Source organism: Streptomyces sp. NPDC005492 (genome assembly GCF_040605995.1).
Classification (GTDB): Bacteria; Actinomycetota; Actinomycetes; order Streptomycetales; family Streptomycetaceae; genus Streptomyces.
Genome location: NZ_JBEXDX010000062.1, coordinates 1 through 15,412, shown reverse-complemented (window position 1 = coordinate 15,412; position 15,412 = coordinate 1). Strand labels below are relative to the sequence as shown.

Genomic DNA, 15,412 nt, shown 5'->3' with positions numbered 1-15,412 from the left:
GCATTCGTAAACCCAGCGTAGTTCGCCGCATCCCAAGCGTTAAGGGGCATTGTTCCGGTTGGCGGGATTGTGGTCCGTACGCGAGTGCGGGGTTTGCACGGAGGGTTGCGACGTGCCCCCGCCGTGTGGCCGTGCGCCCGTGTGTGCGCTCTTCTCCGGCCATCGCGGGAGCGCTTCGATAGCGAGTGCGTGGGTCGGCCCGCTGTACTGGATCCAGTGGGCTGGGGGACACCGCCGCCTACATCCCCGCGGGCGGCGGACCGGTCCGGGAGGCGTACTCCGCCTCCCGGGCTGTGCGCGGTGCGAAGCGGTGCGCAAGGCATGTACGGAGCGTGCGCGAACCCGTGCCCGCAAAGCCGATTTGGCTGAAAATCATCCCCGCCCCTCGGTGCCGAATACCGCTCCTACCACGGGAGTTGAGGGCGCGTTAGGTGTTCTGGGGGAGCGTATCGGGGGCGCATTCGCGTCGCGGACGTAGGGTCGTCGTTGTCCGGTTGTCCCTTGTCCTGGGCGTACTTGCGCGATCTCGAGCGGCTTCCGCCGCTCTCCGGAAGGCGTCCTTCATGGCAGCATGGTGCCCAGTTCGTGCGGTGCACTGGTTGTCCACAGCCTGTGGAGGCGTCGATGCGGTGGTTGGTGGGATGGAGCAGCACCGCCGCTGGAGCCGCCGCGATCGGTTCCGCGGGGGCGACCGGGCTCGACGGTGAGACGGTGCACCCGGTGGGATCCCAACTCCTGTGGGGCGACCCGGATCCGCTGTGGGCGGTCGGCGACTGGCGGCCCGACGAGGTGCGGGTCGTGATGGTCGACGCGGAGACCCGGATCGCCGTCCTCGGCACCTGCGGCGCCTCCGACGAGGAACTGCGGCTGAGCCTGTTCTCCGCGCGCGGAGGGGCACTTCGGCATCTGACCGCCTGGTCCGGCAGTTACACCGCGGTCGTCAAGATCGGCCGCCGCACCATGGTCTGCGGTGATCTCGCGGGCGCCAAGCCGGTGTTCTACACCCCCTGGGCCGGCGGTACGGCCTACTCCACGGCCGCGCTCCCGCTCGCCGACCTCATCGAGGCCAACCTCGACTTCGGTCACCTCGCCGCGCTGCTCGCCGCCCCGGACGTGCCGGCCGCGCTGCACGACTCGACGCCGTACGAGGGGGTGCGTCGCATTCCGCCGGGGCATGCGCTCATCCTGCGCGCGGGGGCGCGCGAGATCGCCGGGTACGAGCCGGTCGCCTCCCTCGCCGTCGCGGCCGCGCCCGTCGACCCCGACAGTGCGGTGGACGCCGTACGAGACGCACTCGTCGACGCGGTGCGCGCGCGCCTGTCCGCGCCCCGGCACGTTCCCGACATCGACCCGGGCCCGGTGCCCGGCATGGGACCCGCCGAGCGGCGTGCCGCGCGCGGGATGCCCGTCCCCGGGATCGGCGCCGACCTCTCCGGGGGGCCCGCCTCCGGGACGCTGGCCCTGCTCGCCGCCGGGCTGCCGGGGGCCCCGGGCACGGTCCTCGGGCACGGTACCGGCGCGGGCGAACGCCTCCTGGCCGTCACCTTCAACGACCTCGCCGTGCGCGGCCGCGAGTCCGAGGTCGAGCGGGCCGGCACCCTCGCGGCCAACCCCCGCCTGCACCACGTGGTCGTGACCGGCGGCGAGGACGTCCTGCCGTACGCCGAACTCGACGGCCCCCTCACCGACGAACCCGGGCCTTCCCTGATCATCGCCGCCCGCCACCGCGCGCGGCTCGCGGCGGGCAGCGCCGACCACTTCACGGGGTACGGCGCCCGGCAGGTCCTGGACGCCCACCCGGCGCGCCTCGCGGACCTCCTGATGGACCGCAAACGGCGCCATCTGGTGCGCCCCGTGGCCGCGTTGGCGAAGGCGGACGGTTCGGTGATGGTCCCCGCGCGCGTGTACGGCGCGGCCCGCCGCCTCGCCCGTACGCCCTACGGCACGGGGCTCGAAGTCCTCGCCGACCGCCTCCTGCACCAGCGCTTCGAGGAGCCCGGCGGCGCGGTCGGCGCGTCCCTCGCCGCGCTCACCTGGGCCAGACCCGGTCCCGCCGCCCGCTGGCTGACCGGCGAAGCCCTCGCTGAAGTATCGGTTCGTCTTCAAGGCGCGCCCAGCCGCCAGGGCGTCGGCCCGGGCCAACGCCCCGGCGACTTCCGCGCCCGCGCCGCCCTCGCCCGCCACGCCTCCGACCTCCGCATCCTCGAACAGGCCGCGGAGATCCGCTCCCAACGCCTCCACACCCCCTTCCTCGACAACCAGGTGGTCCGCGCCTGCCGCACCCTCCCCGAAGCCCTACGGGTCCAGCCCGGCGCCCGGGCGGCCATCCTCCGTACGGTCCTGGAAGGCGCCGGCGTAGGAGACCTCCCACCCGGCTGGGGCGCCCCCACCCACGCGTCGACAGCGGCCGCGTCCCGCACGGGCCTCCGGGTGGCCGCGGACTCCCTGATGGCCCTCTTCGACACACCCCTCCTGGCACAGGCGGGCCTGGTGGAGGCCCGAGTAGTCCGCAAGGCGCTCCGCGCGGCAGCCCAGGGCGAGCCCCTGCCCCTGGACGGCCTCGCGGACCTGGTGTCCCTGGAGCTGTGGCTGGGCCGCCTTCTGGCCCGCCGGGGCACTTGCTGGACGGGGACGCCCGCACGCGCGCGTGCGGTTCCGGCGGGGATCAGGCCGCAGCGGGGGGCGTTGGCTGCGGGTGGGGCTTGAGGTGGTGGGAGGCGGAGGTCGTCTTGAGTGGGCGGGTTAGGCCCTGGCATGCTCGCGGCCCGCATCGGCGGGGGCAGGCTTGCAGCGGGGGCTGAACTTCGGGTGGGCTCAGGGCGGTTGGGGCGGGATGGTCCTGAACGTGTAGGTGTGATCAGAACCGTTGGGGCGGTTGCCTGCCCGCCCGGCTGACCCGCTGCACGGGGACCCGCCACGCGCGCGTGCCGTACGGGCGGGGTAGCGGGCGTCGACCGACCCGCCGAGCGGCCGCAAGCCGGGAGTCGCCGGGCGGCGGGCGCAAGTCGGCAGGCACTGCCAGCGGGCCTCTGCCGAGCGGCGCAGCACGCGAGTGGACGTCGATCTGCACGGCCCAGCACTGACGGTTGAACAAGCGGACGCCCGCCGTAGCTCCCGCCCCCGCAGGAGGGTGACACGGACCCGCCCCTCGACCGAGCCACCGACCGCAACCCCTGCCAGCCGACCCGGCCCCGCGCGGCACATCCCCACAAACCGCCCCAAGCGCGGGACCCGCCACCGAACGCCGTGACCTCGTGCCGCGCGCCCGGGGACAATGGCCCGGTGCGGTACAGAATCCTGGGCAGTACCCGGGCGGAGGACGACCAGGGCACCGCTGTGCCCCTCGGTGGTGCGCGGCTGCGTGCGCTGCTCACCGTCCTTGCCCTGCATCCCGGCCAAGTCGTCTCCGTCGGCACCCTGATCGACGAGGTGTGGGCGGACGAATCCCCGCAGGATGCCCCGGCCGCCCTGCAGGCTCTCGTCGGGCGCCTCCGCCGTACCGTCGGCAAGGACGCGGTCGGCTCCGAGCCCGGTGGCTACCGGCTCGCCGCCAGCCGCGACGACGTCGATCTGTTCGTCTTCGAGCGGCTGGTTCGGCAGGGGACGGCCGCCCTCGACCGGGGTGACGCGGCCGGCGCCGCCCGCGACCTCGACGAGGCCCTCGCCCTGTGGCGTGGTCCCGCCCTCGCCGACCTCCCCGACCGCTCCGCCGCCACCCGCCCGGATGCGCTGCGCAAGGAGGCGACGCGCGCCCGGGTCGAGGCCGGCCTGCTGCTCGGCCGCGCCGCCGACGCCGTACCGGAGCTGAAGGAACTGACCGCGGCGCATCCCTACGACGAACCGCTGCACGCCCTCCTCATCCGCGCCCTGCGCGACACGGGCCGGGGCGCCGACGCCCTCGCCGTGTACGAGACGGTCCGGCGGGCGCTGGCCGAAGGGCTGGGCACCGATCCCGGCCCTGAACTCCGGTCCCTGCACGCCGAGTTGTTGAATCCCGCAGAGCCGGCACCCGTCCCGGCCCGTCCCGCCCGCGACGGCAACCTGCGTCCACGGCTTACCTCTTTCGTGGGCCGGGAACCCGAGATCGCCGCCATCCGTTCCGAAATGCACAGGGTCCGCCTCGTCACCCTCACCGGACCGGGCGGCTCCGGAAAAACCCGTCTCGCCGAGGAAGCCGCCGCCGGGCTCCCGCAGGCGTGGCTGGTCGAGCTGGCCCGGCTCGACCGGCCGGAGGCGGTGCCGGGCGCGGTGGTCAGTGCCCTCGGTCTGCGCGAGACCCTGCTGATGACCACCGAGCTGACCGTCCAGCAGGACGACCCGGTCGCCCTGCTGGTGGAGTACTGCGCCTCGCGCAGCCCACTCCTGATCCTTGACAACTGCGAACATGTCATCGACGCGGTGGCCGACCTCGCCGAGACCCTCCTGACCCGCTGCCCGGAGCTCACGATCCTCGCCACCAGCCGTGAACCCCTGGGCGTCCCCGGCGAGTCCGTGCGCCCCGTCGAGCCCCTCGTCCCCGACCAGGCGCACCGCCTCTTCGCGGAGCGCGCCGCCGCCGTCCGGCCCGACGCGGAGACCGTGCTCCAGGACACGGAGGCCGTCGCGGAGATCTGCCGCCGCCTCGACGGCCTGCCGCTCGCCATCGAACTGGCCGCCGCCCGACTGCGGTTGCTCAGCCCACGCCAGATCGCCGACCGCCTCGACGACCGCTTCCGCCTCCTCACCTCCGGCAGCCGCACGGTCCTGCCCCGCCAGCAGACCCTGCGGGCCGTCGTCGACTGGTCCTGGGACCTCCTCGACGAGGACGAGCGCACCGTGCTGTGCGAGGCCTCCGTGTTCGCCGGCGGCTGGGACCTCGCGGCGGCGGAGACCGTGTGCACCGGGCCGGTGGCGGACCTGATCGGGGCGCTCGTCGACAAGTCCCTGATCGTGGCCACCCCGGGCGAGGCGCACGACGGCATGCGCTACCGCATGCTGGAGACCATCCACGAGTACGCCGTGGAGCGCGCCGCCGAGACCCCGGACCTGCGAAAGGCGGCCGAGCACCGGCACCGCGCGTGGGTGCGCGCCCTCGTCGAGCAGGCCGAGCCGCTACTCCGCTCGGGCGATCAACTCCCGTGGATCGCCCGCCTGGAGACCGAGCTGGACAACCTCCGCGCGGCCCTCGCCCGCTCCATCGCCGAGCGCGACGAGGCGGAGGCGGGCGCGGTGGCGCTCGCCGTCGGCTGGTTCTGGTGGCTGCGCAACTACCGCGCCGAGGCAGCCGAATGGGTGGAGCGCGTCCTCGCCCTGGCCGTGCCGGAGGGGTCCGCCGCCCCGGACCCGTTCGAAAGCTACATCGCCGACCCGGATGCGGACGCCCGCCACCCCCTGCACATCCAGCGGATGAACCTCCGGCTGCTGCATCTCTTCCTCAAGTCCGAGTTCGAGGCCCTGGAGCGGCTGTCGGACGGTGTGCGGGACGAGCACACGCGCCGCTACATGCGGCTGGTGCAGGACCACTTCGCCGCCGGCGGCCCGGAGGCGGCCCGGATGCCGGGACTCATCTGGCCGCTCACCGCCTACTTCCTCAACGAGGCGATGGACATCCGCCCGGCCATGGAGGCGGCGGTCGCCAATGTCCGTGTCCACGGCGGGGACTGGGAGAACACCGTCCTGCTGATGTTCCGCACGCACCTGCTCGTCGACTCCCCGGGCGGCATGGCGGGCATCGACGAGGACCTGGAGACCCTGAAGGTGCTCGGCCGACGCGTCGGCGACCGCTGGGTGCGCGCCCAGGTCTCCAGCGCGGTCGGCGAGGCCGCCATGGTCCGCGGCCGCTTCGAGGAGGCGAAGGCGGCCTACGAGGAGGGACTGGCGCTCGCCTACGAGGTCGGCGCCAACACCGAGACCCCCTTCCTCATCGCCCGCCTCGCCGAACTCGCGTTCCGTGCCGGCGACCGCGACAGCGCGCTGGCCGGCCTGGACGCGGCGGCCGAGGAGTCCGAGCGGCACGGCGTACCGGACGCCCGCGCGTTCGTCCTGATGCTGCGTGCGCACATCGCCCTGGAGGACGGCGAGATCACCCGCGCGCGTGAGCTGAGCGACCAGGCCCGTGCGCAGAGCGAGAAGGGCACGCCCCCACCGCAGTTCAGAGCCGGCCTGAACGCGGTCGACGCCCTGGTCACCGCCGCCGAGTCCGGTCCGGAGCGCGGGCTGACGTCGATGTGCGCCACCTTGCGCGAGGCCGTCGAGCAGCGCTGCGCCGAAGCGCTGCTCGCGACCCTGCTGGACCAGACGGCGACGCTCTGCGCCGACCTCGGCGAACTGCCGCGCGCGGTACGGCTGTTCGCCCTCGGCGACCGCCTACGCGGTGGCCACCCGCGCTCCATGCCCGAGCGGGCCCACACCGAGCGCGCCGAGGCCACCGCCCGCGCCGAACTGGGCGCCGACCGCTACGCCGCCGAGCGCGCCCGCGGCGAGACCCTCACCATGGCCGAGGCGCTGGCCGAACTGCCTCCTTCGGCCTGACGTCCTACCGGCAGGTGAACTTCGACTCCGCCCAGTCCGCGAGCGCCAACTTGTCGAACGAGCTGTGCGGTTCGACCACCAGTTGTACGGTCTCGCGCCCGGCGAGGCCCACATGGACGGGCACCGCCGGGTCCCCGCCGTCGATCTCCCCGGACCGCCACAGCCGCACCCCGTCGGCGTACACCGAGAAGGAGAGCCTGCCGATCCCCAGCATCATGTCGTCGACGCCGACCGTCGCGTCGTAGGAGACGCACGGGCGGTTGAGGTCGATCGTGACGGAGGACCGGCCGTGCACCGTCACCCCGTGGGTGTACCGGGTGCCGCCGATCGAGACGCCGTAGCGCTGCCACACCCAACTGCTCCCGCCGAGCCGGATCTCCGGAGCGGTGCCGTCGCCGTTGACGTTGTACGACAGCTCGCTCACCTGGAAGACGGTCGGCGCCGGTGGGGGCGTCGGGGTCGGAGTCGGGGTCGGAGTCGGGGTGGGAGTGGGCCTGGGTGTGGGCGTGGGCGTGGGGGTCGGCGTGGCCCTTGGAGTCGGCGTCGGTTTCGGAGTGGGCCTGGGCGTCGGTGTCAAGCTCGGGGTGGGGGTCGGCGCGGGGGCCAACATGACCGGTTCCTGGGCGGGTTGCTTCTTCGGGGGCGTCGGTGTCGGCGACTCGGGCCTGGCGATGGGGGAGGACGAGGGCGCCGGTTTGGCCTCGGGCTTCTTCGCCGGGTGGTGGTTGCCGGTCAGCGCGAGGGCGATCGCCGCCGCTGTCGCCGCGGCGACCACACCGGCCGCGATGCCCGCCTTCACCGGTGCGCCGAGCCCTTCGGAGGCCGCCGCGCCACCGGCGCCGCCGCCGGACGAACTCCCGCCCGCCGCCGAGGCGGCGCCCGCGGCACCGGCCGCACCCGCTCCGGCACCGCCCGCGATCAGCGCGACCGCCTTGGCGTACCCGGCGGCGCCGAACCAGCCGATGACCGCGACCGGGACGACCGCCGGGATACCGCCGGCGACCTCCTCGATCTGCAGCGCGGCCAGCCGGCACTTGGCGCACTCGTCCAGGTGCTTGCGCAGCCCCCGCTCGGCACGGGTGCGCAGCCGGCGGCGGGCGTAGGTGCCGAGCTGGTCGGCGTAGCGGGAGCAGTCCTCGTCGTCGGTGAGGGTCGCGCTGACGTGGGCCTGGAGATAGGCCTGCTTGAGGCCCTCACGGGCCCGACTGGCCAGCACGCGCGTGCCGTTGGCGTCAAGCCCGAAGAGCGTGGCCACCTCGCTCGGCGACTCGTCCTCGACCTCGGTGTGCCACAGCACGGCCTGCCACCGCTCGGGCAGCGACCGGAAGGCCTGCATGGCCATCGACTGCTCGGCCTCGTGCATGGCCCGGACGTCGGCGCCCAGGTCCAGAGTGTCGTCGTCCGACACCTCGGACACCCGGGTGGACTGCGCGGCGAACACCGCGAAGTCGTCGACGAGCTGCTCCCGCTTCGCCGACTTCGTCCAGTTCGCGGCGACCCGCCGGACGGAGGTCAGCAGATAGGCGCGTACGGCGTACTCGGGCCCCGAACCGCCGCGCACCGCTTGGAGCATGCGGGCGAACACCTCTGCGGTCAGGTCGTCGGCGGTGTGGGCGTCCCGGCAGCAGGTGCGGGCGTAGCGGCGCACGGCGTCCGCGTGGCGCCGGTACAGCTCCTCGTACGCCGTGTCGTCACCGGCCCGCATCCGCTCGATCAGCGCGGCGTCGGCGGCCGGCATCTCCAGCGGCGGCGGCAGGGCACTGCCCTCGCGCTGGGCCGGAACACCGCCCGGAACACCGCCCGGCCCGCCCTGGCTCGGCACCTGTGGTGAGGTCAGCCCACCGGCCTCCGGGTCACCGTCACCCAGTGACTCGTCCCGCCCGTCAACACCCATCGCGGAAAGCCCCCGCCGCTGCCCAATCCGACCCGAACAACGGGTCAGCCTGCCATATCGACTTTTCGTCAGTAAGCGACCGGACGTGCCAACCACTCGTCCGTGGGGTCTTCCCGCAACGCAGTACTAGCTTTCACCCCTCCGGGGAAGGCTCAACTGCCGTGCCCTGAGAGGGAGTTGATCTACGGGCTCGAAATGTCCGACAATGTTCCCGGGCAGTGTTCGGTGCGTGGGCGGCGCACCACCCACGCACCACAGTCACCTGTACGAGTCACCCAGGACCGGGCCGCCGCCCCTCACAGGGGCCGCGACCGCAACCCCTCCAGCAGGATGTCCAGCAGCCTGGCCGAGGCCGCCGCCTGCTGCGCCGCGTCCGGCAGCGAGGGCGCCGCCGTGGCGATCACCAGCAGGACGTCCGACACCGACACGTCCGCCCGCAACTGGCCCGCCGCACGCGCCCGGTCCACGAGCTGGCCCACGACCTCCAGCAGCGCCGCCGCCCCGGCGTCGTAGTCCGCGGAGGTCAAGGACCCCGCCGACTCCTCCGGGACCAGCCGCAACTCGCCCGTGCCGGGCTGTGTCCGCTGCTGCGGCACCCGCGCCTCGTCGAGCAGGGAGCCCTCGCCCTCGTCGGCGACACCCACCCGCAGCACCTGCGGCGGCAGCAGCCGGCCGGCGCCCGAGGCCACCGACGTCCGCAGGAAGCGCGACAGCGCCGACCACGGCTCGTCCTCCTGGCCGAGCGCCGAACGCGCCTGGTCGGTCAGCCGGGAGGTCTCCTCCTCGGCTATCCGGCGCACCAGGACGTCCTTGCTCGGGAAGCGCCGGTACACCGTGCCGACACCGACCCGTGCGCGCCGCGCCACGTCCTCCATCGGCGCGCCGTATCCCAGCTCGCCGAAGACCTCACGCGCCGCACGCAGTACGTGCTCCAGATTGCGCTGTGCGTCCACCCGCAACGGCGCCGTACGCGAGCTGTCCCCGCGTCCGTTTCCCGCCGCCGCACCGACCGCGCCGCCGGATGTGACGGCAGACGCGGATGTCCAATGAGAGTCCTGAATATGCATACACGTTCCCCCGGTTAATGACGTCTCCCCCCGGAGACTCCCCGCCATCGGCAGCCGGAGCATCGTGAGACAAGCCCGGTCCGCGAGCCTCGCTCTGCGCGGCCTCGCTGAGCGCATCCCCCTACACCCCGTCGACACACGAACATAGTTGAGAGGGGGTCAATTCAGAAGGGGCAGGTTCCGCACGGAGCGCCCCCCGATCGGAGTACGGGTCGCATACCTCCCGATTGCGCCCCTCCACACCACCCCGATCACCCGCACTGACCTGCGCACCTGCGCCGCACTCCGGCAATTCCGGCTCCGACGCGCGGCCTCCGCCGCCGGTCACACAATTTGTCGAGCCTGTGGACAAACTCAAGCGCCGGGTGCGTCATGGGATGGTGAAGGAACGCGCGCGCATTCTCGTTGTCGGTGGCGGCTACGTCGGGATGTACACGGCCCTGCGCCTTCAGAAGAAGTTGAAACGTGAAATCAGGCGCGGGGAAGTCGAGATCACCGTTGTCTCCCCCGACCCCTACATGACGTATCAGCCGTTTCTCCCCGAGGCCGCCGCCGGTTCGATCTCCCCCCGACACGTCGTCGTACCGCTGCGCCGCGTCCTCCCGCTGTGCCGGATCGTCATCGGCGAGGCCACCGCCATCGACCACGGCAAGCGCACCGCGACCCTCAGCACCCTCGCCACCGAGGAGGAGGGCACGGGCACCCAGGAGCTGCCGTACGACGAACTCGTCCTGGCCCCCGGCTCGATCGCGCGCACCCTCCCGATCCCCGGCCTCGCCGACCACGGCATCGGCTTCAAGACCGTCGAGGAGGCCATCGGTCTGCGCAACCACGTCATCGAGCAGATGGACATCGCCTCCTCCACCCGCGACCCCGCGATCCGCGACGCGGCCCTGACCTTCGTCTTCGTAGGAGGCGGTTACGCCGGCGTCGAGGCGCTCGGTGAACTGGAGGACATGGCCCGCTACGCCGTGCGCTACTACCACAACGTCCAGGCCGACGACATGAAGTGGATCCTCGTGGAGGCCACCAACCGCATCCTCCCCGAGGTCGGCGAGGAGATGGGCACCTACACCGTCACCCAGCTCCGCCGGCGCAACATCCAGGTCCTCCTGGAGACCCGCCTCGAATCCTGCTCCGACCGCGTCGCCGTCCTCAGCGACGGCCAGCGCTTCCCCACCCGCACGCTCGTGTGGACGGCCGGCGTGAAACCCCACCCGGTCCTCGCCGCCACCGACCTCCCGCTCACTCCGCACGGCCGCCTCAGGTGCACCCCCGAGCTGACGGTCGAGGGCACCACGCACGCGTGGGCCGCGGGAGACGCCGCCGCCGTCCCCGACGTCACCGCCCCCGAACCCGGCACCGACACCGCCCCCAACGCCCAACACGCCGTACGCCAGGCGAAGGTCCTCGGCGACAACATCGCGCACGCCCTGCGCGAGGAGCCCCTGGAGACATACGCCCACAGGTACGTCGGTTCGGTCGCCTCCCTGGGACTGCACAAAGGCGTCGCGCAGGTCTACGGACGGAAGCTGAAGGGCTACCCTGCCTGGTTCATGCACCGCGTCTACCACCTCAGCAGGGTGCCCACCTTCAACCGCAAGGCCCGTGTGCTCGCCGAATGGACCCTGGCGGGGCTCTTCAAACGGGAGATCGTCTCCCTCGGTTCACTCGAACATCCCCGAGCGGAGTTCGAACTCGCGGCCGGTGGAAAGCCTCCAGAGGACCCGAAGGGGTCGAACTGATCGACCGAGGAACTCCACCGACCGCCCGCGCGTCTGACGAATGTCGGCCCGGTTCGGTCACACTGCCAGACTGGTCCACGACTTCGGGCGGGCCCACGCTCGCCCTTCTCACCCAAGAGGCTTTCCCCACTGTGCTGCATCTCCCGGGGGCAACCCCCGGACCCCCGGCAGGGTCCGGAGTGGGCCGACGACACCTGACACGAGGCAAGGATTCGTGAACTTCACGCGCTGGAGCGCCCGGCTCCCCGGAACACAGCGCCGCGCCGCAGCGCGGACCGACCACACGGTCACCCCGGACCGGCGGGGGGAAGGCTCCGTGCCCGCGGCCCGCGCCGAGCAGCTCACCGACGAGTCGCCGCCCGTCCCCGCCGTCGACGACCTGCCCGTCCGCGAGGTCCTCGACCGCGTCCCGGCCCTCGTCGCCCTCGTGCACGGCCCCGACCAGCGCATCGCGTACGTCAACGACGCCTATGTCACCGCCTTCGGCGCCCGCCCGCTCGGCGCACCGGCCCGCGAGGCCCTCCCTGAACTCGACGAACTGGGCCTGCTCCCGCTCCTCGACCAGGTCCTGCGCAGCGGCAAGCCCCGCACCCTGAAGTCCCGCAAGGCCCCCGGCGGCCGCTCGTACACCTTCACCTGCACCCCGGTCGCCGAGAGCGCCGGCAGCGGCGAGGGCGGCGTCCTGATCTTCGCCACCGACGTCACCGACCACGCCGAGGCCGCCGAGCGCCTGCGCGCCAGCGAACGCCGCCAGCGCGAGACCGCCGTGACGCTCCAGCGCTCCCTGCTCCCGCAGGAACTCGAAGAACCCGACGACCTGCGCATCGCCGCCACCTACCAGCCCGGCGGCACCGAGGCCGCGGTCGGCGGCGACTGGTACGACGTGATCACGCTCGGCGGCGGCCGCACCGCCCTGGTCATCGGCGACGTCATGGGCCGGGGGGTGCGGGCGGCGGCCGTCATGGGCCAACTCCGCACAGCGGTCCGCGCGTACGCCCGCCTCGACCTGCCCCCGCACGAGATCCTCCAGCTCCTGGACGGCCTCGCCACGGAGATCGACGCCAACCAGATCGCCACGTGCGTGTACGCCATCTTCGACCCGAACGAGGGCCGTCTGGTGTACGCCTCGGCCGGCCATCTCCCGATCCTCGTCCGCGACGAGAGCGGCGCGGTCCAGCGCGCCGACGAACCCACCGGCCCCCCGCTCGGCACCGGCGGCTGGATCCACTCCTCGGGCTCGATCCCGCTCAGCCCCGGCTCCACGGCGGTCCTCTACACCGACGGCCTGGTCGAGCGCCGGGACGAGGACCTGGACGAGGGCATCGCCTCCCTGGAGCGCGCCCTGGCCGGCGCCACCGGCACCCCCCAGGTGGTCTGCGACCGCCTGGTCCGCGCGCTCGGCGTCACCGCCGACCACGACGACGACGTGGCCGTCCTGGTCCTCCAGCACCCGGCCCGCACCGGCCACGACGGCGACCTCTTCCGCAACGCCGCCCTGGAGCTGCTCGGCGGAGTCGAAGCGGCCCCACGCGCGCGTGCGTTCGCCTCCGGAGTCCTCACCAGTTGGCGCTTCCCCACCGAACTGCACGACCTCGGCGTGCTGGCCGCCAGCGAACTGGTCGCCAACAGCCTCCAGCACGGCACCCCGCCCATGCGTCTGCGCCTGCGCCGCACCGACCGCCGCCTCATCGTCGAGGTCACGGACGGCGACGACCACCTCCCGCGCCGCCGCCGGGCCGAACCCGCGGACGAGTCCGGCCGGGGCATCGCGATCGTCGCGACCATCGCCTCCACCTGGGGCTCCCGCCGCACCCCGGGTGGCGGCAAGGCCGTCTGGTGCGAGTTCGTCCTCCCCAAGACGGCCCCGGTATGAGGGGGTTCTACGCCTCCACGCCCACGGGCTCCACGGCCCCCCGAGCGACGACCAGACTCCCCTTCGCCCGCCACGGCTGATCCTGCACGGCGGTGAGCCGCCGCCCCAGCCGCAGGGCGAGCACGCTGATCCCCAACGAGAACACCAGGAACATCACGACGTACGGCCCCGGCAGCGACGCCCCGAGCGGCCCGCCCACCGCGGGCCCGACGGCCAGCGCGAGCTGCTTCACCAGCGCGAAGGCCGAGTTGTACTGCCCCGCCATCCCCTCCGGCGCCAGATCGGCGACCAGCGGCGCGACGGTCGGCGACAGCATCGCCTCACCGAGCCCGAACAGCGCGTACGTCGACACGAAGGCGGCCGTGGCCATCTCCTGGCTCCCATGCCCGAGCCCCGCGAACCCGGCCGTGACCCAGGCCAGCGCCCAGATCAGCCCGACGGCCGCGATCACCCTGGACCGCCGACGCCGCTCGACGAACCTCAGCACCGCGAACTGCGCGACCACGATCATCGCGGTGTTCGCGGCCAGCGCCGTACCGAGCGCGGACGTCGAGATCCCGGCCGCTTCCACCCCGTAGGCGCTCAGCCCCGACTCGAACTGCCCGTAGCAGGCGAAGAACAGCACGAAGCCGAGCACACTGAGCTGGACCATGGCCTTGTTGTCGAGCAACTGCTTCCAGGCGCCCTTGGCCGACCGCGACGGGGCGTCCCCGATGCTCGGCGAGTGCGGCATCCGTACGGTCGCGACGACGCCGGCCAGCACCAGGAACATCGCCGACTCGATCCCGAACAGCAGCGTGAAGGATGCGGCGCTCGCCGTGTCGACCAGATGACCGCCGATGAGACCGCCGACGCCGAGCCCGAGGTTCTGCAGAAAGAACTGCATGGCAAAGGCACGCGACCGCGTCTCGGCGGTCGAACAGTCCACGATCATCGTGGCGAGCGCCGGTTGCATCACGGCCTGCCCGGCCCCGAGCGCGGCGGCCGACAGGAGCACCGCCGTCGCATCGCCCGCCAGCCCCAGGCTCATCGACCCGAGGGCGGCGAGGACCAGGGCGGCGATCAGGACCGGCCGGGGGCCGCGCCGGACGATGGCCCGCCCGGCGAACGGCAGCACGATCAGCGCGGCCACGGCGAAGACGGCGAGTACGAGACCCGCCGTCATGGCTCCCAGACCCCGCACCTGCGCCACATAGACATACAGGTACGGGACGGTGAAGCCGAGCCCGAACGCGCTGAGTGCGTTTCCCACGTGGATCCGGCGCATCGCTGCGCCCATCGCCCTGGTCACGTTCACCTCAATCAAGTAGTTGGTCGCCAGCGGCACTTCTTAGTACCGAAGACTTCGAAGCTAAAGTTAGAAGCTAAACAGTACATCCAGAAGGACTTCAACGCCAAGCGGGCCCGTGCGATACTGACGCCCATGGGCGAACCGACACTCGATGAGCAGATCGCCGCCTACCAGCGCGAGTTCCAGGACCTCGACGCCCAGGTCGAGAAGATCGTGTCGGCCCTGGGCCGCCTGAACCGCCGGATGAACGTCGCCTACGGCCGCCAGACCGCGAACCTCGGCCTCAGCAACGCCGAGTGGGAGGTCCTCAAGGCCCTCGTCCTCTCCGGCGCCCCCTACCGGATGGGCCCGAGCGACCTCGCCAAGCGCCTGGGCCTCACACCGGCCGCGATGACCCACCGGATCGACCGCATGGTCGCCGAGGGTCTGGTCACCAGGGAGCGGGACGAGTCCAACCGCGTCCGCGTGATCGTGGAGCTGACGCCGGAGGGGCGCGGCAAGTGGCTGGAGGCGATGCGCATGGCGACGGTCTTCGAGGGCGAGCTGCTCCAGGACCTGTCACCGGAGGAGCGCACGGCCCTCGGCGAGGTCCTCACCCGCCTGCTGCGTAGGGTGGAGCACGCGCAGCCGGACGCGGGCGGACGTCTCAGCGACCTCGACTGACCTCAACTAAAAGATCTTGACAGAGGGTGGTTGACACTGCCTGTCTCGATGCGTAGAGTTCTTCGGGTTGCCGCAGGGCCGTAACGGTTCTGCGACAGCACCTCCGCCGCATCAGCGGCAACCAAAACCATTAGCGCGACCTCCCAACGGGATTGATTTCGGCATGCCCGAATTCAATTCGATTTGGGTACGACAGCTCGATTAGGAACTGCCGAGTGGATCCGCTAAGGTTTGAAACGTCGGAACGGCCCAACGGCCGGGATGGCAACCCCCTCTGACTGGGAGTCAGGCCCGAAAGGATCTGATAGAGTCGGAACCGCCGGAAAGGGAAACGCGGAAGCGGAAACCTGGAAAGCACCGAGGAAATCA

The 15,412-nt window shown here is 72.4% G+C and carries 8 protein-coding genes; 5 read left to right on the top strand and 3 right to left on the bottom strand.

What is annotated here, in order from left to right; translation table 11 throughout:
- Positions 1-624: 624 nt before the first annotated feature.
- On the top strand, positions 625-2,706 hold the full coding sequence (locus ABZT04_RS41915; protein ID WP_356064811.1) for an asparagine synthase-related protein: 2,082 nt from the start codon (positions 625-627) through the stop codon (positions 2,704-2,706).
- Positions 2,707-3,282: 576 nt separating this feature from the next.
- Entirely contained in the window at positions 3,283-6,510 is a 3,228-nt protein-coding gene (locus tag ABZT04_RS41910; RefSeq protein ID WP_356064809.1) for a BTAD domain-containing putative transcriptional regulator, read from the top strand.
- A gap of 4 nt (positions 6,511-6,514) precedes the next feature.
- Here the strand turns inward: ABZT04_RS41910 and ABZT04_RS41905 are convergent, their stop codons facing one another.
- Positions 6,515-8,404 (bottom strand): sigma-70 family RNA polymerase sigma factor, encoded by a 1,890-nt coding sequence (locus ABZT04_RS41905; RefSeq protein ID WP_356064807.1) that lies wholly within the window; start codon positions 8,402-8,404, stop codon positions 6,515-6,517.
- A 296-nt stretch (positions 8,405-8,700) separates the two neighbouring features.
- Positions 8,701-9,471 (bottom strand): helix-turn-helix domain-containing protein, encoded by a 771-nt coding sequence (locus tag ABZT04_RS41900; RefSeq protein ID WP_356064805.1) that lies wholly within the window; start codon positions 9,469-9,471, stop codon positions 8,701-8,703.
- Positions 9,472-9,848: 377 nt separating this feature from the next.
- Here ABZT04_RS41900 and ABZT04_RS41895 point away from each other — a divergent pair, with 377 nt between their 5' ends.
- Complete coding sequence (locus ABZT04_RS41895; RefSeq protein ID WP_356064876.1) at positions 9,849-11,216, top strand: NAD(P)/FAD-dependent oxidoreductase; 1,368 nt, start codon at positions 9,849-9,851, stop codon at positions 11,214-11,216.
- 214 nt (positions 11,217-11,430) lie between these two features.
- Entirely contained in the window at positions 11,431-13,089 is a 1,659-nt protein-coding gene (locus ABZT04_RS41890; RefSeq protein WP_356064802.1) for a SpoIIE family protein phosphatase, read from the top strand.
- Between the two features lie 7 nt (positions 13,090-13,096).
- Here the strand turns inward: ABZT04_RS41890 and ABZT04_RS41885 are convergent, their stop codons facing one another.
- A complete protein-coding gene (locus ABZT04_RS41885) occupies positions 13,097-14,356 on the bottom strand; it encodes an MFS transporter (RefSeq protein WP_356064874.1) in 1,260 nt (419 codons plus the stop codon).
- 156 nt (positions 14,357-14,512) lie between these two features.
- Between ABZT04_RS41885 and ABZT04_RS41880 the strand changes: the two genes are divergently transcribed.
- Positions 14,513-15,043, top strand: a complete 531-nt coding sequence (locus ABZT04_RS41880) for a MarR family transcriptional regulator (RefSeq protein WP_356064799.1) — start codon at positions 14,513-14,515, stop codon at positions 15,041-15,043.
- Positions 15,044-15,412: the final 369 nt, after the last annotated feature.

Excerpts from the sequence above, each read along its gene's own strand:
- ABZT04_RS41915 (WP_356064811.1), top strand. The coding sequence starts at position 625 with ATGCGGTGGTTGGTGGGATGGAGCAGCACCGCCGCTGGAGCCGCCGCG.
- ABZT04_RS41905 (WP_356064807.1), bottom strand. The coding sequence starts at position 8,404 with ATGGGTGTTGACGGGCGGGACGAGTCACTGGGTGACGGTGACCCGGAG.
- ABZT04_RS41900 (WP_356064805.1), bottom strand. The coding sequence starts at position 9,471 with ATGCATATTCAGGACTCTCATTGGACATCCGCGTCTGCCGTCACATCC.
- ABZT04_RS41895 (WP_356064876.1), top strand. The coding sequence starts at position 9,849 with ATGGTGAAGGAACGCGCGCGCATTCTCGTTGTCGGTGGCGGCTACGTC.
- ABZT04_RS41885 (WP_356064874.1), bottom strand. The coding sequence starts at position 14,356 with ATGCGCCGGATCCACGTGGGAAACGCACTCAGCGCGTTCGGGCTCGGC.
- ABZT04_RS41880 (WP_356064799.1), top strand. The coding sequence starts at position 14,513 with ATGGGCGAACCGACACTCGATGAGCAGATCGCCGCCTACCAGCGCGAG.